Genomic DNA, 19407 nt, shown 5'->3' with positions numbered 1-19407 from the left:
CCCGGCCCGGCCCGGCCCTGGGCCTGGCCTGGCCGCCGTGGCTGGGCTCGGTCAGCAGATCTTGGACAGTTTCCGTTATCCGGGCGGGCCCTGCTAACGGAAACTGTCCAAGATCTGGAGGTGACATGCCGCTGGCCGGCGCCCCGTGCTCGGGGTGCCGGCCAGCGGTCGGTGTCGTGCGAGGGGGTCAGCTGTTCCAGTACTGGCCGACGAGGTCGGCGGCCTGCTGCTCCCACTGGGCGTAGGCGTCCGGGTAGGCCGAGACCTGCACGGTCTGCGCGGCGTCGGTCAGCGGCATGTCCTGCCAACCGTCGACCTGCTTGAGGCCCTTGAGGAAGGCGGTGGTGGAGTAGTCGGGGTCGGTGATCTGCTCCGGCGTGCCCCAACCACTGGACGGGCGCTGCTGGAACAGGCCCAGCGAGTCGTGGTCGTTACGGTCACCCAGGTGGCCCAGGTTCTCCAACTTCGACTCCTGCAAGCTCGTCGCGATCGAGATCACCGCAGCCCGCTCCGGCAGGCCGGCCTTCTTCGTCGCGGCGATGATCGCCTTGACGTTGGCGGTCTGCTCGTCGTTGAGGGTGATGTGCGACTGGGCGCCCTGCACGCCGTGCGGGATCAGCTTGGCGGTGTCGGGCTTGTCAGCCTGCACGGCGACCGCTGCCGGCTTGGCATCCACCGGGGTGGCGGCGTGGGCGATCGGGCCGGCGAAGACGCCACCGGCGAACGCGAGACCAGCAACAGACAGCACACTCTTACGAATGATCGTGTTCATGAGGGTTAGCTCCTTCGGGGGTAAGGACACCCACCCACCAGGGGGACGGTGGCGCGGGTGTGAGCACCTCGTCCGGCGCTGCACAAACGGGGGGAGAGTCTTAACGTCGGCGGCCTACGGGCGGGGGGCTCGTGGCGCCGGGTCCATGTGTAACGACCGGCGGGCCGGGGTCATTCCGGGGAGCGGCCCATCCACACGTCGAACCTCGATCGTGGGGGTTGTAACGACCGAGGGGCCGGGGCCATTCCGGGGGCCCGTCGAACCGGTGCGGTCGTCCGTGGGGATGTAACGACCGGGCGGGGACCAGCATTCCAACCCCGAGCGGCTTGCCAACCCCCGGCGAGCGGGGGCGCAGGGCCGTGGTCCTGCGATCGTCAGGGTATGTAACGACCCCGGGCCGGCCCCCATTCCACCAACCCTGTGACGCCCGTCACGGCTTATAGGGGCAGATACCGGACATCGGGCGCGCGATGCGCCGGCGTTCCGGTGTCCGGACCGGACCGCTTGGGGATGGTCAACTCCAGGTCCCCGACATGGGGGCATCGTCGGCACGGGATACCGCACTGTCGGCGATACGGAGTCGATCACCTCGGGCGATCTCCGACGAGAGGCCCGCTGGCCGATTTCCGACCTGCGGTGGCATATCGCCATCGTCCGTCGGGTCGTGCGGCCCTGACCGGAGGTCCTGCTCAGGGCCGGTAAATCGGTTGAGTGGACCTGCTCCGTACCGGCACGCTGGGGTCGCCGCCAACCACGTCCGGGGGGACACCCATGCGCCTGCTCCGTGATCTGTGGGGCACCTCTTCACGTCGTATGACATTGGTGGCGGTCCTGATCGTGCTCGGCGCGGCCGGCCAGGCCGGCGCGTCGGCGCTCGCGGGCGCGGTGCTGGTGCATCGCTCGGCCGCCTTCTTCACCGTGCTGGCCGCGGCGCTCGTCGCCGTGGTGCTCAGCGACCTCGCGGTGAGCCTGCTGATGGCCGGCCTGACCGCCGACTGGTCCGCTGACGTGCGCCGCCGGCTCTGCCGGATTGCCCTCGGGCAGGACCTGCCCACCCTGGAGACCACCCCGGTGGGCGAGATGCTCGACCGCATCGACGGGGACGTCTACCAGGTGGCGTCGGCGGTGCGTAACCAGGGCACCCGGCTCGCGCAGGGCCTCTGCGTCGGTCTGCTGTCGATGGTCGTCGCGCTGGCCGTGTGGTGGCCGGCGGGTGTCGCGATGCTGCTGCTCACGGTGGTGCTCGCGGTCGGGCTGCGCCGGCCCACGGCGCGGATCGGCCCGGCCCGGATGGCCGAGGAGGAGGCCTGGTCGGACCTGGCCGCGGTGATGGAGGAGGCGGTGCACGGCCAGGATGACGTACGGACCAGTCTGGCCCGGCCTTATGTGCTGCGCCTGTACGCCCAGCGGGCAGCCGCTGTGCTGTCCCGGGGCCGCGTGGTCTGGGTGTTGTCCGCGCGGGTGGCCACGGCCGCCACCGCGACGATCCGGGCTGGCATCGGCGTGGTGGTGCTCGGCGGGGCGTGGGCGCTGGCCACCGACCGGGTCGACGCCGCCCGCCTCACCGCCATCTGGCTGCTCGCTCTGGCCTTCGGGGCCACCGCGGAGCACGTCAGCCGGATGGTGCCGGAGATCCAGGAGGCCCTCGGCGCGTGGGCCCGGGTGCAGTTGCTTCAGAAGTCCCGGCAGGAGCCCGTCGGCGGAGCCAGCCCGACCGAGGGTGATCTGCGTATCCGTGATCTGACGTTCGGGTACCAGGTGAGCGGCGAGGAGGGCGGCCGGGGGGCCGCGCTGCGCGGGCTCAGCCTCACCTTCGCGCGCGGCCGTTCGTACGCGCTGATCGGGCGCACCGGCTCCGGCAAGTCGACTCTGGCGAAGGTGCTCACCAGGGCCGTCGACGTGCCGCCCGGAACGGTCTTCCTCGGCGGCACCGACCTGTGCGACCTCGACGTCGAGCAGTTGCGCCGCTGGGTGGCACTCGTGCCGCAGCGCACCGAGATCCTTGCCGGCACGCTCGCCGAGAACGTCGCGCTCTTCGACCCGGAGCTGCTCGATGCCGCCGCCCGGGCGTTGGACGAGTTGGGCCTCGCCGGCTGGATCGCCGAGCTGCCGGACGGGCTGGCGACCCGGTTGGGGGAGGGTGGGCACGTGCTCTCCGCCGGTCAGGAGCAGCTGGTGGCCTTCGCCCGGATCCTGGTCCGGGAGCCGCACGTGGTGATCCTCGACGAGGCCACCGCACGGCTGGACCCGGTCACCGAGGCACGGGTGCAGCGGGCCACCGAACGACTGCTGCGCGACCGGATCGGGATCGTCATCGCCCACCGCCTCTCCTCTGTGCGCCGCTGTGACGAGGTGGTGGTGCTGGCCGACGGCGCGGTGGTCGAGGCCGGTCCGCTGGCGACGTCGACGCGCTTCGCCGAACTGCTGGCGACCAGTCACGCCGCCGCGTACGCGGCAGCGGCGCCGACCGGCCGCGGCGGTGCCGGCATCGACTTGCTGGTCGGCCCCGACCCGGCCGCCGCCTGGCCGACCGGGCCGGCGCTCGCGTCGGTGGAGGCCGCCGAGCGGATCGAGCTGGCCGAGCGGATCGAGCAGGGCGAGCGAAGAGAGCTGGACGAGCGAAGAGAGCTGAGCGAGCGGGCAGAGCTGAGCGGGCTGGGCGCGCAGGGCGCGCCGACCCGTGCCGATCCGCCGCCGCTGCCGCCGGTGCCGCCGGCTCGGACGCTGCGGGAGATCGCCCGGCTCTGCACCAACGATCCCCGGTACGGGCTGGCCGCGGTCGGGCTGTTCCTCGTGGTCACCCTGCTGGGGTTGGACGGTCCCGTGCTGCCCTGGCTCTGGGCCGACCTGGTCGACGGGACCGGCGACCCGTACCTGCCGGCGGTGGGGATCGTGGCCGGGCTGCTGGTCACCCTGCCGGTGCCGTTCTACACCCATGTCTGGTTCCCGCAGTGGTGGGTGCGGCAGATGCTGCGGATCGGCCTGCGTCTGGTGCACGGTCAGACTGGGCCGCGCCGGGTCAGCTCGCACACCCCGGCCGAGGTGGTGGCGCAGGGCGGCGACACCGAGCGGGTGGTGCAGCTCGCCGACAACGTGCTGGACCAGGCCGTCGCGGTGGTCCTGGTGGTCGCCATGACGGCGGTCACCGGCAGCGTCGTACCGGCGTTGTTCTTCCTCGGCACGATGGTCGTCTCCGGGCTGGCCGCGACGCTGTTCGGGCCGACGCTGGAGCGCGCGGCCCGAGCGACGGTGGCGGCGCGGGCCGCCTTCGCCACCGCGCTGGTCTCCGCGCTCTCGGCGGCGCGGACGGTGAAGCTCGCCGGTGCGACCGCGGCGGTGCTACACCACCTGGCGGCCCTGGACGCGCTGCGCAGCGACCGGCAGCGGCGGGAGATCTCGGTGCAGGTGTGGTCGCGCTCCACGCCGTCGGTGGCCAGCGGGCTGTTGCCGATCGGCGCGTGGGCGCTCTATCTGAGCGGTGGGCTCTCCGCCGGGGCGGTGCTGGTGGCCGTCTCCACCCTGGGCGCGGCCCGTTGGTTCGCCTGGACGACAGCGTCGTTGATCTCCCAGTTGCCGTCGGCGCGGGTCTGGACCCGACGCACGGTGGCGATGACCGGGGCGAACGTGTACTCCGAGGGGGTGCCGGCGGTCGACCTGGCCGCCGGGACAGCGCCCGCGCCGAGCATGCCGCCCCGGCATCCGCTGCGCCACCTGGAGCTGCGCGACTTCGGGGTGGTGCACTCCGACGGTACGGTCGCCGTCCGCAACGTGGACCTGACCGTGCGGCGCGGTCAACTGGTGCTGGTCGTCGGGCCGGTCGGCTCGGGCAAGTCGTCGCTGTTGCGGGCGCTGGCCGGGATCGTGCACCACACCGGTGAGCTGACCTGGAACGGCGACCCGGTCACCGAACCGGAGCTGTTCCTGCGCCCCAACCAGGTCGGCTACGTCGGCCAGTTGCCCCGGGTGCTGTCCGGCACGGTGGCCGACAACATCGCGCTCGGGCACCAGGTGGACGCGGCCGGGGCGGTCAGCACCGCGCAGCTCGACCACGACCTGGCTGCCGCTGGCGGAGGGTTGGGGCTGCTCATCGGGCACAAGGGCACCCGGCTCTCCGGCGGGCAGTTGCAGCGGTTGGCGCTGGCTCGGGCGCTGGCACCGCGTACCGAACTGTTGGTCGCCGACGACGTGTCGTCGGCGCTGGACGTCACCACCGAGCTGGCGCTGTGGCAGGCGTTGCGGGCGCACGGGGTGACAGTGGTCGGCTCGACCGCGAAGCGGGCGGCGCTGGTCCGTGCCGATCACGTGGTGGTGCTGCTCGGTGGCACGGTGGCGGCCCAGGGCACCTGGCGGGACCTGGAGGGTGACTGGTCGCACCTGGCCGGCTGACGGCCGGGCGGCTGCCGAACGCGGCAGCCGCCCGGCCGGCGGGGATCAGGCGCGGGCGTACTGCGCCGGCCCGTTGTACGCGACGCCGAGTTTCGCGGCGGCCCGGCGGGGCCAGTACGGGTCACGCAGCAGTTCCCGGCCGAGCAGCACCAGATCGGCCTCGCCGCTGGCGATGATCTGCTCGGCGTGCTCCGGCTCGACGATCAGGCCGACCGCGCCGGTCGGTACGCCGGCCTCGCGGCGGATCTGCGCCGCCAGCGGCACCTGGTAGCCGGGGCCGAGCGGGATGCGCTGGGCCACGCTGATGCCGGCAGAGGACGCGTCGACCAGGTCGACGCCGACACCGGCCAGCTCGCCGGCGAGCACGACGCTGTCCTCGATCGTCCAGCCGCCCTCGACCCAGTCGGTGGCGGAGATCCGGGTGAGCACCGGCACGCTCTCGCCGACCGCGGCGCGTACCGCCCGGGCCACCTCCAGGGTGAGCCGCATCCGGGCGGCCCGGTCACCGCCGTAGCCGTCGGTGCGGTGGTTGCTCAGCGGCGACAGGAACTCGTGCAGCAGGTAGCCGTGCGCGGCGTGGATCTCCACGGCGGCGAAGCCGGCGGCGAGGGCCCGCTCGGCGGCGGTGCCGAACGCCTCGACGACCCCGGCGATGCCTGCCGCGTCGAGGGCGGCCGGCGTCCGGTAGTCGGCGGCGAACGGCTCCGACCCGGGGGCGACGGGCGTCCAGCCGCCCTCGGCGTCCGGTACGCCGCCGCGCTCCGGTGCCCACGGCCGGTACGTGGAGGCCTTGAACCCGGCGTGCGCGAGCTGGACGGCCGGCACCGCGCCGTGGGCGGCCACGAACGCGGTCACCGGTCGCCACGCGTCGACGTGCGCGTCGGACCACAGCCCGGTGTCCTGCGGGCTGATCCGGCCCTCGGGCAGCACGGCCGTCGCCTCGCTCAGCACCAGCCCGGCGCCACCGACCGCGCGGCTGCCGAGGTGGATCAGGTGCCAGTCGGTGGGCAGGCCGTCCGGGCCGGCGGAGTACTGGCACATCGGCGCCAGGGCGATCCGGTTGGGCAGAGTGACCGCGCGCAGGGCCAGCGGTGCGAACAGGGAGCTCATATCGTCATCCTTTCGGAAACGTCGACGGACCCCGTGCGGAGGGGTCCGTCGATGTCGGTGTGCCGAGGTCAGGCGGGGACGGGGCTCAGCTCGTCCCGCCGGTCGGGGCGCGCCGGCGGAGCCGGCTCCGGATCGGTCAGGTCCCGTCGACCGGCGGCGTTGTACGCGGCCCGGTCGAGGGTGCCCTCGCGGGCGGCGACGACGGTCGGCACGAGTGCCTGCCCGGCCACGTTGGTGGCGGTCCGGACCATGTCCAGGATCGGGTCGATGGCCAGCAGCAGGCCGGCGCCGGCCAGCGGCAGACCCAGCGTGCTCAGGGTGAGGGTGAGCATCACGATCGCGCCGGTCAGGCCGGCGGTGGCCGCCGAGCCGACGACCGAGACGAAGGCGATGAGCAGGTAGTCGGTAATGCCGAGGTGCACGCCGAACACCTGGGCCACGAAGATCGCGGCGAGCGCCGGGTAGATGGCGGCGCAGCCGTCCATCTTCGTGGTGGCGCCGAACGGCACGGCGAACGAGGCGTACTCGCGGGGCACGCCGAGCCGCTCGACGGAGCGCTGGGTCACCGGCATGGTGCCCACCGAGGAGCGGGACACGAACGCCAGTTCGATCGCCGGCCAGGCGCCGGCGAAGAAGCGCAGCGGGTTGAGCCGGCCGGCGAGGATCAGCACCAGCGGGTAGACCACGAACAGCACGATGGCGCAGCCGACGTAGACGTCGGTGGCGAACTTCGCGAGGGGGGCCAGCAGGTCCCAGCCGTACGAGGCGACGGCGTTGCCGAGCAGGCCGATGGTGCCGATCGGGGCGAGCCGGATCACCCACCAGAGTGCCTTCTGCACGATCTCCAGCAGGGAGCGGTTCAGCGCCACGAACGGCTCGGCGGCGTCGCCGACCAGCAGCGCCGCGGCGCCGACCACGAGGGCGAGGAAGACGATCTGGAGGACGTTGCCCTCGACGAACGCGCCGACCGGGTTGGTGGGCACGATGCCGGTGAGGAAGTCGGTCCAGGAGCCGGTGTTCTTCGGCGGTGCCGCGCCGCCCAGGTCGAGGGTGACGCCCCTGCCCGGGTTGGTGAGCAGGCCGATGCCGATGCCGATGCTCACCGCGATCAGCGCGGTGATGCCGAACCACATCAGGGTCTTCAGCGCGAGCCGGGCGGCGTTGGCCACGCCGCGCAGGCTGACCACGCTGACCACGATGGCGGTGAAGACCAGCGGCGGCACGGCCAGCTTGAGGAGTTGGATGAAGAGGCTGCCGACGGTGTGCAGGGTGGTGGTCAGCCAGCTCAGGTCATTGCTTCGGGCAACGAAACCGAGTGCGACGCCGAGCACGAGGCCGAGCAGTATCTGCACGGAGAAGGGGATCTTGCGCAGGCCGAAAGACATGAGAACGTATCCAATTGTCGGGGTCTGGTCGAGGTAGGCGCGGGGAGGGCGGCTACGCCGGACAGATGCCGCTGGCCTGCAGTCGAAGATCGACATACAGGCGAACGGTGAGGCCCCAGACATTGGTCATCGCTGAGCGAGGTTACGCCGATGGTGGGCCACCGCAAGGAGTGCTGGCCGTGATGCTCCTTACCGTCGCGCGACCTCAAGCTGCGGAATAAACCTGCTCAGGGCCAGCGTGGTGGCGGTGGCCACCGCCCACAGCACCGCGAGCCCGAGGACCAGCCGTTCCAACACGCCCACCAGGGTTCCCCGGCCGACGACGAGCATGGCCACCCCGACCGCCGCGCACAGCGGAAAGGCGAGCGTCGCCGCGCGAGCGGCCAGCCGGCGCACCGCCGGACCCGACTGCTCGGACCCGGCCAGCACGGCCATGGTGAGGACTACCGCCGCGGTCGCCACGATGCTCGCGCCGCCATGCACCAGGTCGGCCACCGTCGCCCGCTCGAACGGCGGCAGCGGGCAGCCGGCCGAGCAGGTCACCGCCCCGGACACGGCGGTGAACACCGCGCTGGTGGCCAGCAGCGCCGGGGCCGCCACCCGCACCCCCGGCGGCAACGCCACGGCGAGCAGCAGCAACGCGCCGGCCAACGCCAGGACCCCGATCCGGTACGCCGCGGCGTACGCGCTGCCGGCGATGCCCGCCTCACTCACGTACCCGGTGAGGCCCGGACCCGGACCGAAGACCACCGCGAACGTCACCGCGACCGCGCCGGCCAGCGCGCCCCCGGCAGCGGCCGACGCGGCGGCCCGGCGGGCGATGTCCCTGCGGGCGACGGACGCGGTCCCGGTGCCGGCCCGGCCCGGCTCAGTCACGCCCGTGCGGCGTGGTCCAGCCGGCCTCGTCAGGCCCGAGCGGCACGATGCCGCTCGGGTTGATCTCCCGGTGGGTGCCGTAGTAGTGCCGCTTGATGTGGTCGAAGTCCACCGTCTCGCCGAAGCCCGGGGTCTGGAACAGGTCCCGGGCGTACGCCCACAGCACCGGCATCTCGGTCAGTTTGTCGCGGTTGCACTTGAAGTGCCCGTGGTACGCGGCGTCGAAGCGGACCAGCGTGGTGAACAGCCGCACGTCGGCCTCGGTGATCGCGTCGCCCATCAGGTAGCGCTGCCCGGCCAGCCGCCGCGACAGCGCGTCCAACCGGGCGAAGAGCGCCCGGAACGCCTCGTCGTACGCCTGCTGCGAGGTGGCGAACCCGCACCGGTAGACGCCGTTGTTGACGTCGGCGTGGATCTCGGCCATCAGCGCGTCCATCTCGGGGCGCAGTTCGACCGGGTACAGATCCGGTGCGTCGGGGGCGTGCAGCCGCCGCCACTCGGTGGAGAAGTCGAGGGTGAGCTGCGGGTAGTCGTTGGTCACCACCCGGCCGGTCAGCGTGTCGACCAGCGCCGGGACGGTCACCCGGCCGGTGTAGTCCGGGTCGGTGGCCAGGTACGCCTCGGAGAGGAAACCGACGCCGAGGACCGGGTCGAAGCCGTCCGGGTCGAGGGCGAACGCCCAGCCGCGCTCGTCCCGGATCGGGTCGACGGTGCCCAGCGAGATCGCGCCGTCCAGGCCGAGCAGGCCGCGCACGATCTTCGCCCGGTGCGCCCACGGGCACGCGCGGCACCAGATCAGCCGGTAACGCCCGGCCTCCAGCGGCCAGCGGTCCTGATCGTCGGGGCCGCCGCCGGGCGGGGAGGTCGAGTGCGGGGTGACCCGACCGGTGAACCGGTTGGGCTGGCGGACGAACGCGCCGTCGCCGCTGGTCTCTGCGCTGAACTGGGCCCGGGCCATGCCGTCAACCTATCCGCTGCCGGCGCGGATATCCTGGCGGCCGGCAGCCCTCGCGACCCGGTGGGCGTGCCCCCACCCCCGCCGTCTGCACCCCCGAAGGACTCGCGATGACCGTGGCATACCTGGTGGCCGGTGTCCGTACCCCGATCGGCCGGTACGCCGGCGCGCTGGCCGGCGTCCGCCCCGATGACCTGGCCGCGCACGTGATCCGCGAGCTGGTGGCCCGCCACCCGTCGGTGGACTGGGCCCGCGTCGACGACGTCGTGCTGGGCTGCGCCAACCAGGCCGGCGAGGACAACCGCAACGTGGCACGGATGGCGGCGCTGCTGGCCGGTCTGCCCGAGGAGGTGCCGGGCAGCACGGTCAACCGGCTCTGCGGCTCCGGGCTGGACGCCCTCGCTACCGCCGCCCGGTCCATCGTGGCCGGCGAGGCGGAGCTGGTGGTCGCGGGTGGGGTGGAGAGCATGAGCCGGGCGCCGTTCGTCATGCCGAAGGCCACGTCGGCGTACTCCCGCTCGGCCGAGGTGCACGACACCACCCTGGGCTGGCGGCTGGTCAACCCGCTGATGCGCGACGGCTGGGGGGTCGACTCGATGCCGGAGACGGCGGAGAACGTGGCCGCCGAGTACGGCGTCAGCCGCGCCGAGCAGGACGCCTTCGCGTACCGCTCACAGCAGCGCGCGGCCAAGGCGCAGGCCGACGGCCGGTTCGCCGAGGAGATCGTGCCGGTCACCGTGCCGGCCGGCCGCCGGGAGACCCGGCTGGTCGAGGCCGACGAGCACCCCCGGGAGACCACGCTTGCGAAGTTGGCCGCGCTGCCCACCCCGTTCCGCGACGGCGGCACGGTGACCGCGGGCAACTCCTCGGGCGTCAACGACGGTGCGGTCGCGCTGCTGGTGGCCAGCGAGGCGGCGGTCGCCCGGTACGGCCTGACCCCGCTGGCCCGCATCGGCGGTGCGGCGGCAGCCGGCGTGCCGCCCCGGATCATGGGGATCGGCCCGGTGCCGGCCACCCGCAAGCTGCTCGACCGCGTCGGTGTCGAGTTGAGCGCGGTGGATGTGATCGAGCTGAACGAGGCGTTCGCCGCGCAGTCGGTGGCGGTGCTGCGGGAGCTGGGCCTGCCGGTCGACGCCGAGCACGTCAACCCGAACGGCGGTGCCATCGCGCTCGGGCACCCGCTCGGCGCCAGCGGTGCCCGGCTGGCGTTGACCGCCGCCCTGGAGTTGCGTCGTCGCGGTGGCAGCCGGGCGCTGGCCACCATGTGCATCGGCGTCGGTCAGGGCATCTCGCTGTTGCTGGAGTCGGCGGCCTGAGCGCGGAAAGAGCGTGAAGGGATCTCCCGAACGCGGGAGTCGGCGGCCTAGAGTGGTCCACACCACACGACCCGCGGGGTCGGCCGGTGGTCGCGCGGGCCCGCCGACGCCGGAGCCGCCTCGCGCCGCGGCGATGAACTGGGGAGCACGCTGATGCCGGACGGACTGCCGACCGAGATCGATCTGACCAGGCCGAGCGCGGCCCGGGTGTACGACTATTTCCTGGGTGGGGCACACAACTTCGAGATCGACAGGCAGTTGGCCGAGCAGATCGCCAGCATGACCCCGAACCTCGCCGCCACCATGCGCTCCGGTCGGGAGTTCCTGCGCCGGGCCGTACGCGCGCTGCTCGACGCCGGCATCGATCAGTTCCTCGACATCGGCTCCGGAATTCCCACCGTGGGCAACGTGCACGAGGTGGCCCAGTCGGCGAACCCGAAGGCCAGGGTGGTCTACGTCGACATCGACCCGGTGGCCGTCGCGCACAGCCGGGAACTGCTCGCCGGCAACGACCTGACCGGGGTGATCCACGCCGACCTGCGTGAGCCGGAGCGCATCCTCGACGAGACCCGGCGGCTCGGGTTGATCGACTTCAGCCGGCCGATGGGCATCCTGCTGGCCGGGGTGGTGCACTTCATCCCGGACGCCGACCGGCCCGACGACATCCTGGCGACCCTGCGGGCGGCCGCCGCGCCCGGCAGCTTCCTGGTCATCTCGCACTCCACCTTCGAGGACCAGCCGCAGGAGATGCTGGACGCCCAGCGTCTCTCCTCCCGCACCGACACCGAGATCACCCTGCGCTCCCGCGCGCAGGTCACCGGGTTCTTCGGCGACTGGACCGTCCTCGAACCGGGCGTCGTGCACATGCCGCTCTGGCGTCCCGACTCGCCGTCCGATGTGGACGAGCACCCCGAGAGGTTCGGCGCCTTCGGGGCGGTGGCCCGGTACGACCAGTCCGTCGGCTGACCCCGTGGCCGCCGTCCCGGACCCCACCGGAGTCGACGTCGGCCGTGCCGACGCCCAGGGCTACGCCGCCGACTGGGCCCGCGCGGTACGCCGCCTCGGTTTCGTGCCGCTCAGCGCGGCCGAGACCGAGCGGCTGCTGCTGGCACACACCCTCCGGCTGGCCCAGGCCCTGCGGGCAGAGCCGTTCTCGGTCCGTCCCGCCGAGGAGGTCGGGCGGGCGCTGGTGGAGGCGCACCTGACCGAGCCCCGGGCGCTGGAGTGGTCGCTGCGCGCCCTCGGTGACGACTTTCCCCAGCGGGTGCTGACCGCCGACGACCGACCGGTCGACCTGACCCGGCGGATCGCGGCCGTGCAGGGCGGCCTGGCCGCCGGGTTCGCCCGCGCGTTGCGCGACCGCACCTTCACCCAGCAGGAGCGGATCGCGCGGTCGGCGTGGCAGGCACGCGACGAGGTCGAGCAGGCGCTGCGCGACAGTGAGGCGCGGTTCCGGGCGGTCTTCACCGGCGCCGCCATCGGGATCGGCATCGCCGGGGTGGACGGTCAGATCCTCGACGTCAGCCAGGCGTTCGCCGACATGCTCGGCTACTCGATCGAGGAGCTGTGTGAGACAAACGTGGCGGGGCTGTTCCATCCCGACGACACCGCCGGCATGTGGGAGCTGTACCAAGAGTTGATCGAGGGCAAGCACGAGTCGGCGCGGGCCGAGAAGCGCTACTACCGCAAGGACGGCAGCGTCGTCTGGACCAACCTGGTCGTCTCGCTGATCCGGCACGACGACGGCCGACCCCGCTTCACCGTCGCCATGATCGAGGACATCACCGAGCGGTACGAACTCCAGCAGCGGCTGCTCTTCCAGGCGTCCCACGACCCGCTGACCGGGCTGCCCAACCGGACGCTGTTCTTCGAAACGCTGGGCCGGGTCCTCGACACCGCGGGTGCCGGGCAGCGGGTCGGGGTGTGCTTCCTCGACCTGGACGGCTTCAAGGCGATCAACGACAGCCTCGGCCACGACCTCGGTGACCGGCTGCTGGTGGTGATCGGCCGGCGGCTGGCCGAGTGCGTGGCCGACCACGGCCACCTGGTCGCCCGGATGGGTGGCGACGAGTTCGTGATCCTGGTCGACGGCGGGGCCGGCACCGCCGACGCGGTGGCCGTGGCGGAGGCGGCGCTGGCCGCCGTCGCCGCCCCGGTGCACGTCGGCGACCAGCAGTTGGCGGTCTCCGCCAGCGTGGGCATCGTGGACTGCCCGGCCGCGGAGACCACCGCCTCGGAGCTGATGAAGGCCGCCGACACCACGCTCTACTGGGCCAAGGCCGCCGGCCGGGGCCGGTGGGCGGTGTACGACCCCGAGCGCAGCGCCCGCGACATCGCCCGGTCGGCGCTGGTCGCCGGGCTGCCCGCCGCGCTTGACCGGGGCGAGTTCGTGGTGCACTACCAGCCGATCGTGTCGCTGCTGGAGGGCACCATGCTCGCGGTGGAGGCGCTGGTCCGCTGGGAGCACCCGGAGTTGGGCCTGATCGGCCCGGACCGGTTCATCGGCCTGGCCGAGGAGACCGGCCTGATCGTCGGGCTCGGCGAGTGGGTGTTGCGGCAGGCCTGCCAGGACGCCGAGCGTTGGTGGCGGGAGTTCCCCGAGGCTCAGCTGGTGGTCAGCGTGAACCTGGCCGCCCGGCAGGCCGACGACCCGGCGATCGTCGAGACGGTGGCGGACGTGCTGGCCACCAGCGGGCTGCCGGCGGAGCTTCTCCAGTTGGAGCTGACCGAGAGCGCCGTGATGGGCAGCGCCGGGGAGCCGCTGCGCAGCCTGCACCGGCTCGCGGCGCTCGGCGTCCGGCTGGCCGTGGACGACTTCGGCACCGGCTACTCCAACCTGGCGTACCTGCGCCGGCTGCCGATCCACTGTCTGAAACTGGCCGGCCCGTTCGTCGAGGGCATCCGCGCCGACGGGACGGACGTCGTGGCCGACCACCGGGACGAGCGGATCGTCGACGCGTTGGTCCGGCTCGCGCACGCCCTGGAGCTGTGGGTCACCGCCGAGGCGGTGGAGACCGGGGTGCAGGCGGAGCGGCTGCGGGCGCTGCGCTGCGACACCGGTCAGGGGCGGTACTTCGGCGCCCCGGCCCCGGCCGATGTGATCACGGCCCGACTACGCGGCGGGGTGGCGGCGTGAGCCTGACGGACTCACAGACGGTGGTGACCGTGGTGGCCGCGCTGGCCATCCTGGCCGGGTTGGCAGGCGTGGTGGTGCCCGGTCTGCCGGCGCTGCCGCTGTGCTGGGGCGGTGTCCTGGTCTGGGCGATCTTCGGCGGTGCCGGCGTGGGTGGCTGGGCGGTGTTCGCCGCCGCCACGTTTGTCGCCGTGTCCGGCGCCGTGATCAAGTACGCGTGGCCCGGGCGGAACCTGAAACGCACCGGCGTGCCGACGTCCACGCTGCTCGCGGGCAGCGTGCTCGGCATCGTCGGGTTCTTCGTGGTGCCGATCGTGGGGCTGGTGCTCGGCTTCGTCGGCGGGGTGTGGGCGGCGGAGCGGCTGCGGCTCGGCAGCCACCAGCTCGCCTGGCCGTCCACCGTGCAGGCGCTCAAGGCGGCCGGCCTGTCGATGCTGGTGGAGTTCCTGGCCGGCCTGGTCATCGCGGTCCTCTGGGCAGCAGGCCTCCTCCTCACCTGACCACTCGTCGGCGATCAGGAGGAGAGGGGGCGCGGGGCACATTTGGGTACGGCGGTGCCGTCCGTGAGAGAGAGGCTGTGCCCCGCGCCGCCGCGGTCCGGGCGGTCCGAGCGCCCGGGGTCGGCCCGTCGTGAACGGGCCTGGTCACGAGGTCAAGGATGCGGCTGGGGTGGCCGGCGTGGCAACACAATTACCGCGACGGCGGTGCGATTCCCACCGACCAACGTATTGACCGCCTTAATCGGCCAGGATCACACTTTGCCCACTCGCACGCGGAACCACCTCAGGGAGGTGTGCAGTGGCCACGACCCCCGTGCCGACCGCCGAGCAACCGATGGACGAGGACGCCCGACGGCTCGCCGAACTCGGCTACAAACAGGAACTGCGCCGTAAGTGGAGTGGCTTCTCCAACTTCGCCATCTCGTTCTCCATCATCTCCATCCTGGCCGGCTGCTTCACCACGTTCGGCCAGGCGTGGAACAACGGCGGGCCGGTCGCCATCTCCTGGGGCTGGCCGCTGATCTCACTGTTCATCCTGATCATCGGCTTCTGCATGGCCGAGTTGGTGTCGGCGTACCCGACGGCCGGCGGGATCTACTGGTGGGCGGCCACCATGGGTCGTCCGGTGCACGGCTGGTTCACCGGCTGGTTGAACCTGATCGGCCTGGTCGCGGTCACCGCGTCGGTCGACTACGGCTGCGCGACGTTCCTCAACCTCACCCTGTCGGCGCTCTTCGACGGCTGGGCCGGCACGCTGCGCCAGGCGTTCATCCTCTTCGTGATCATCCTGGCGCTGCACGGGCTGATCAACGTCTTCGGGCACCGGATCATCGACGTACTCCAGAACGTCTCGGTCTGGTGGCACGTGGCCGGCGCTGCCGCCGTGGTGGCCATCCTGGTCTTCGTCCCGGACAACCACCAGAGCTTCCAGTTCGTGTTCACCGAGCGGTTCAACAACTCCGGCTTCGGTGACGGGGACATCGGCGGGTTGACCTTCTGGTTCTACGTGCTGCCGCTGGGCTTCCTGCTCACCCAGTACACGATCACCGGCTTCGACGCCTGCGCGCACGTCTCCGAGGAGACCCGCGGCGCCTCGCAGGCCGCCGCCCGCGGGCTCTGGCAGTCGATCTTCTATTCGGCGATCGGCGGCTGGATCCTGCTGCTGGCGTTCCTCTTCGCGGCCACCGACGTGGAAGCGGTCAACGCCGCGGGCGGCTTCTCCGGCGCCATCTTCGAGTCGGCGCTCACCCCGGTCTTCTTCAAGATCGTCATCATCATCTCCACCATCGGGCAGTTCTTCTGCGGCATGAGCTGCGTGACCTCGATGAGCCGCATGACGTACGCGTTCAGCCGCGACCGGGCCGTGCCCGGCTGGCGGCTGTGGTCCAAGGTCGACCGCAACGGCACCCCGGCCAACGCGATCATCGGCGCCACCCTGGCCGGCCTGGTGCTCACGCTGCCGGCGCTCTACGAGAGCTCGGCCGGCATCCCGATCGCCTTCTACGCGGTCGTCTCCGTCGCGGTGCTCGGGCTCTACCTGTCCTTCCTCATCCCGATCGCGCTGCGACTGCGCCTCGGTGACCGGTTCACCCCCGGCCCGTGGACGCTGGGGCGCAAGTACAAGGTGCTCGGCTGGATAGCGGTGATCGAGATCGTGGTCATCGCCGTCTACTTCGTGCTGCCGATCGTGCCCGCCGGGGTGCCCGGCAACGACGACTTCGCCTGGTCGGCGGTGAACTACGCGCCGCTGGCCGTCGGCGGGGTGCTGCTGGTGGTCGCCGTCTGGTGGTACGCCTCGGCCCGGAAGTGGTTCACCGGCCCCGTGCGTACCGTCGAGGACCCGGCCCGGTCGCCCGACCCGGCGCCGGTCGACGGGCCGGGCTGACCCGACCGTCCTGGTCCGTCGCACGGCGGACCGGGACGCGGGTACGGCCGCAGCCCGCCGCCTGCGCACATCCGAGCGATCCCGTTTGCGGGGGTCGCCGCAGCGGGCATTGACGGTGGTCCGGTTTGCCAGTAGACCTTGGTGATGGAGGCCCGCGAATGAGGAAAGCACCGCTCACGCTGGAACAACTGCGGGTCGCCGTCGCCGAGGGCGAGATCGACACCGTGGTGCTGGCCCTCGTCGACATGCAGGGCCGGTTGCAGGGCAAGCGGTTCCACGCGCCCTACTTCCTCGACCAGGTGGTGGCGGGCGGCAGTGAGGGCTGCAACTACCTGCTCGCCGTGGACGTCGACATGAACACCGTCGACGGGTACGCGATGTCGAGCTGGGAACGCGGCTACGGCGACTTCGCGATGGTTCCCGACTTCGACACCCTGCGCCGGACGCCCTGGCAGCCCGGCTCCGCGCTGCTGCTCGCCGACCTGACCTGGCTGGACGGCTCCGGTGACGTGGTCGCCTCGCCCCGGCAGATCCTGCGCCGGCAACTGGCCCGGCTGGCCGAGCACGGGCTGACCGCGTACGCCGGCACCGAGCTGGAGTTCGTGCTGTTCCGCGACTCGTACGAGGACGCCTGGCGGCGCGGCTACCGCGATCTCACCCCGGCGAATCAATACAACGTGGACTACTCGCTGCTCGGCACCGCCCGGGTGGAGCCGCTGCTGCGCCGCATCCGCACCGAGATGGCCGGCGCGGGGCTCACCCCGGAGAGCGCCAAGGGCGAGTGCAACCTCGGGCAGCACGAGATCGCCTTCCGCTACGACGAGGCCGTGGCGTGCGCCGACCACCACGTGATCTACAAGAACGGGGCCAAGGAGATCGCCGCCCAGGAGGGCATGGCGATCACCTTCATGGCCAAGCCGAACGAGCGGGAGGGCAACTCCTGCCACATCCACTTCTCGCTGCGGGACGCGGCCGGCTCGTCGGCGATGCTCGGCGACGGGCCGGCGCACCTGTCGCAGACCGGCCAGCGGGTGCTTGCCGGGCTGCTCGCCACCATGCGGGAGTTCAGCCTGCTCTTCGCCCCGAACATCAACTCCTACAAGCGCTACCAGCCGGGGTCGTTCGCCCCGACGGCGCTGCGCTGGGGCGTGGACAACCGCACGTGCGCGCTGCGGGTGGTGGGGCACGGGCAGGGCATGCGGGTGGAGAACCGGGTGCCGGGCGCCGACGTCAACCCGTACCTGGCGATCGCCGGTCTGGTCGCCGGCGCGCTGCACGGCATCGACCAGGAGTTGGAGCTGGGCGACGAGTGCACCGGCAACGCCTACGACGACCCGGAGGCCGAGCGCGTCCCCGGTACCCTCCGCGACGCCCTGACCCTCTGGGAAAACTCCACCGTGGCCCGCGACGCCTTCGGCGACGAGGTGGTAGCCCACTACGCCAACCAGGCAAGAGTCGAGCTGAAAGCCTTCGACGCAGCGGTGACGGACTGGGAGCTGACCCGTGGCTTCGAACGCCTGTAACCCCGCGCCGCCCGCCCCCACCGCGCCGCGTTCCGCGCCGCCACCCTCCGCCGCGATCTTGCACTTTCTGTCGCTGATTCGTGATGGATCGCGGCTTATGTCGGGGCAGTAACTGCAAGATCGCGGCAGAGGGCGGGGAGCGCGCGGGAGCGCGGGAGCGCGGGGAGCGTGGGGAGCGCGGCGGAGCGCGGGAGAGGGGTGGTGGGGGTGGCTTTGGTTGTTGATCCGGCTTCTGGGGTGGGGTTTCGGGACGTGCCGGGGGCCTCCGTGGAGGTCGTTGATTCCGCGATCTCGCGGGCTTTCGCCGCGTTCGAGGCGTGGCGGAAGGTCACGCCGGGGGATCGGGCTCGGTTGCTGCGGCGGTTCGCCGCTGTTGTCGACGCGCACCTGGACGAGTTGGCCGCGCTGGAGGTTCGCAACTCCGGGCACACCATCGGCAACGCCCGCTGGGAGGCCGGCAACGTCCGGGACGTGCTGGACTACTACGCGGGCGCGCCGGAGCGGCTGACCGGGCGGCAGATCCCGGTGCCCGGCGGGCTCGACGTCACCTTCCACGAGCCGCTCGGCGTGGTCGGCGTGATCGTGCCGTGGAACTTCCCGATGCCGATCGCCGCCTGGGGGTTCGTCCCGGCCCTCGCCGCCGGCAACACCGTGGTGCTCAAGCCCGCCGAGCTGACCCCGCTCACCGCGCTGCGCCTGGCCGAGTTGGCCCGCGAGGCCGGCCTGCCCGAGGACGTGTTCACCGTCGTCCCCGGCGAGGGCGCGGTGGTGGGGGAGCGGTTCGTCAGCCACCCGGCCGTCCGCAAGATCTGCTTTACCGGCTCGACCGAGGTGGGCACCCGGATCATGGCCGGCTGCGCCGCGCAGGTGAAGCGACTCACCCTGGAGCTGGGTGGCAAGAGCGCCAACATCGTGTTCGCCGACGCCGACCTGGAGCGCGCCGCCGCGACCGCGCCGGGCGCGGTCTTCGACAACGCCGGCCAGGACTGCTGCGCCAGGTCGCGGATCCTGGTCCAACGCCCGGTGTACGACCGCTTCCTGGAACTGCTCGAACCGGCGGTGCGGGCGGTACGGGTGGAGGATCCGTCCCGGGACACCGCCGAGATGGGTCCCCTGATCTCCGCCGCCCAGCGCGACCGGGTCGCCGGCTACCTGACCGGGGCGACTGTCGCCTTCACCGGCTCCTGCCCCGACGGCCCGGGGTTCTGGCACGCGCCCACGGTGCTGCTGGCCGACTCACCCGCCGACCGGCACTGGCGGGAGGAGATCTTCGGTCCGGTGGTCTCGGTCCTCCCGTTCGACGACGAGGCCGACGCGATCCGGCTCGCCAACGACACCGAGTACGGTCTCTCCGGCTCGATCTGGACCCGCGACGTCGGTCGCGCCCTCCGGATGGCCCGCGCTGTCGAGGCCGGCAACCTGAGCGTCAACTCGCACTCCTCGGTGCGCTACTGGACCCCGTTCGGTGGGATGAAGCGCTCCGGGCTCGGCCGTGAGCTGGGTCCGGACGCGCTGTATTCCTTCACCGACGTCAAGAACGTGTTCATCGCGACAGAGGAGTGACGC

At 72.3% G+C, this 19407-nt stretch carries 13 protein-coding genes; 8 read left to right on the top strand and 5 right to left on the bottom strand.

The window, feature by feature from the left end; genetic code table 11:
- Positions 1-187: 187 nt before the first annotated feature.
- Positions 188-772 (bottom strand): hypothetical protein, encoded by a 585-nt coding sequence (locus ABZ780_RS11220; protein ID WP_357485678.1) that lies wholly within the window; start codon positions 770-772, stop codon positions 188-190.
- A gap of 771 nt (positions 773-1543) precedes the next feature.
- Between ABZ780_RS11220 and ABZ780_RS11215 the strand changes: the two genes are divergently transcribed.
- Positions 1544-5158 carry an ABC transporter ATP-binding protein/permease gene (locus ABZ780_RS11215; RefSeq protein ID WP_357485677.1) on the top strand — a complete coding sequence of 1205 codons (3615 nt, stop codon included), beginning with the start codon at positions 1544-1546 and terminating at the stop codon, positions 5156-5158.
- A 45-nt stretch (positions 5159-5203) separates the two neighbouring features.
- Here ABZ780_RS11215 and ABZ780_RS11210 read toward each other — a convergent pair whose 3' ends face one another.
- From ABZ780_RS11210 to ABZ780_RS11195, 4 genes are all read right to left on the bottom strand, one after another.
- The gene (locus tag ABZ780_RS11210; RefSeq protein ID WP_357485675.1) at positions 5204-6268 is read right to left on the bottom strand and encodes an NADH:flavin oxidoreductase/NADH oxidase; all 1065 of its coding nucleotides are present in this window, start codon (positions 6266-6268) and stop codon (positions 5204-5206) included.
- Positions 6269-6336: 68 nt separating this feature from the next.
- Complete coding sequence (locus tag ABZ780_RS11205) at positions 6337-7641, bottom strand: dicarboxylate/amino acid:cation symporter (RefSeq protein ID WP_357012415.1); 1305 nt, start codon at positions 7639-7641, stop codon at positions 6337-6339.
- 201 nt (positions 7642-7842) lie between these two features.
- Positions 7843-8529, bottom strand: coding sequence for a DUF998 domain-containing protein (locus tag ABZ780_RS11200; protein ID WP_357485673.1), 687 nt, complete (start codon positions 8527-8529; stop codon positions 7843-7845).
- Positions 8522-9487: a glutathione S-transferase C-terminal domain-containing protein gene (locus tag ABZ780_RS11195; RefSeq protein ID WP_357485672.1), complete on the bottom strand. Its 966-nt coding sequence runs from the start codon at positions 9485-9487 to the stop codon at positions 8522-8524. Before ABZ780_RS11195 ends, ABZ780_RS11200 begins: the two co-directional genes overlap by 8 nt.
- A gap of 107 nt (positions 9488-9594) precedes the next feature.
- Between ABZ780_RS11195 and pcaF the strand changes: the two genes are divergently transcribed.
- The 7 genes from pcaF (at position 9595) to ABZ780_RS11160 (ending at position 19404) form a co-directional block, all read left to right on the top strand.
- Entirely contained in the window at positions 9595-10800 is a 1206-nt protein-coding gene (gene pcaF, locus ABZ780_RS11190; protein WP_357012040.1) for a 3-oxoadipyl-CoA thiolase, read from the top strand.
- A gap of 153 nt (positions 10801-10953) precedes the next feature.
- Complete coding sequence (locus ABZ780_RS11185; RefSeq protein ID WP_357012042.1) at positions 10954-11766, top strand: SAM-dependent methyltransferase; 813 nt, start codon at positions 10954-10956, stop codon at positions 11764-11766.
- A gap of 4 nt (positions 11767-11770) precedes the next feature.
- The gene (locus ABZ780_RS11180; RefSeq protein ID WP_357485670.1) at positions 11771-13936 is read left to right on the top strand and encodes an EAL domain-containing protein; all 2166 of its coding nucleotides are present in this window, start codon (positions 11771-11773) and stop codon (positions 13934-13936) included.
- Positions 13933-14433 (top strand): DUF456 domain-containing protein, encoded by a 501-nt coding sequence (locus tag ABZ780_RS11175; protein ID WP_357485669.1) that lies wholly within the window; start codon positions 13933-13935, stop codon positions 14431-14433. Before ABZ780_RS11180 ends, ABZ780_RS11175 begins: the two co-directional genes overlap by 4 nt.
- Positions 14434-14731: 298 nt before the next feature.
- Positions 14732-16318: an amino acid permease gene (locus tag ABZ780_RS11170; RefSeq protein ID WP_357012048.1), complete on the top strand. Its 1587-nt coding sequence runs from the start codon at positions 14732-14734 to the stop codon at positions 16316-16318.
- Positions 16319-16476: 158 nt separating this feature from the next.
- Positions 16477-17841, top strand: coding sequence for a glutamine synthetase family protein (locus tag ABZ780_RS11165; protein ID WP_357485667.1), 1365 nt, complete (start codon positions 16477-16479; stop codon positions 17839-17841).
- Positions 17842-18048: 207 nt separating this feature from the next.
- Positions 18049-19404, top strand: a complete 1356-nt coding sequence (locus ABZ780_RS11160) for an aldehyde dehydrogenase family protein (RefSeq protein WP_357485666.1) — start codon at positions 18049-18051, stop codon at positions 19402-19404.
- The last annotated feature ends 3 nt before the right edge of the window (positions 19405-19407 follow it).

Source organism: Micromonospora sp. NPDC047467 (genome assembly GCF_040643095.1).
Lineage (GTDB): Bacteria > Actinomycetota > Actinomycetes > Mycobacteriales > Micromonosporaceae > Micromonospora.
This window is presented reverse-complemented; position numbering and strand designations above follow the sequence as displayed.

What these genes read in the sequence shown, in the direction of transcription:
- ABZ780_RS11220 (WP_357485678.1), bottom strand. Translation starts at nt 772, where the DNA reads ATGAACACGATCATTCGTAAGAGTGTGCTGTCTGTTGCTGGTCTCGCG.
- ABZ780_RS11215 (WP_357485677.1), top strand. Translation starts at nt 1,544, where the DNA reads ATGCGCCTGCTCCGTGATCTGTGGGGCACCTCTTCACGTCGTATGACA.
- ABZ780_RS11210 (WP_357485675.1), bottom strand. Translation starts at nt 6,268, where the DNA reads ATGAGCTCCCTGTTCGCACCGCTGGCCCTGCGCGCGGTCACTCTGCCC.
- ABZ780_RS11195 (WP_357485672.1), bottom strand. Translation starts at nt 9,487, where the DNA reads ATGGCCCGGGCCCAGTTCAGCGCAGAGACCAGCGGCGACGGCGCGTTC.
- pcaF (WP_357012040.1), top strand. Translation starts at nt 9,595, where the DNA reads ATGACCGTGGCATACCTGGTGGCCGGTGTCCGTACCCCGATCGGCCGG.
- ABZ780_RS11185 (WP_357012042.1), top strand. Translation starts at nt 10,954, where the DNA reads ATGCCGGACGGACTGCCGACCGAGATCGATCTGACCAGGCCGAGCGCG.
- ABZ780_RS11165 (WP_357485667.1), top strand. Translation starts at nt 16,477, where the DNA reads ATGAGGAAAGCACCGCTCACGCTGGAACAACTGCGGGTCGCCGTCGCC.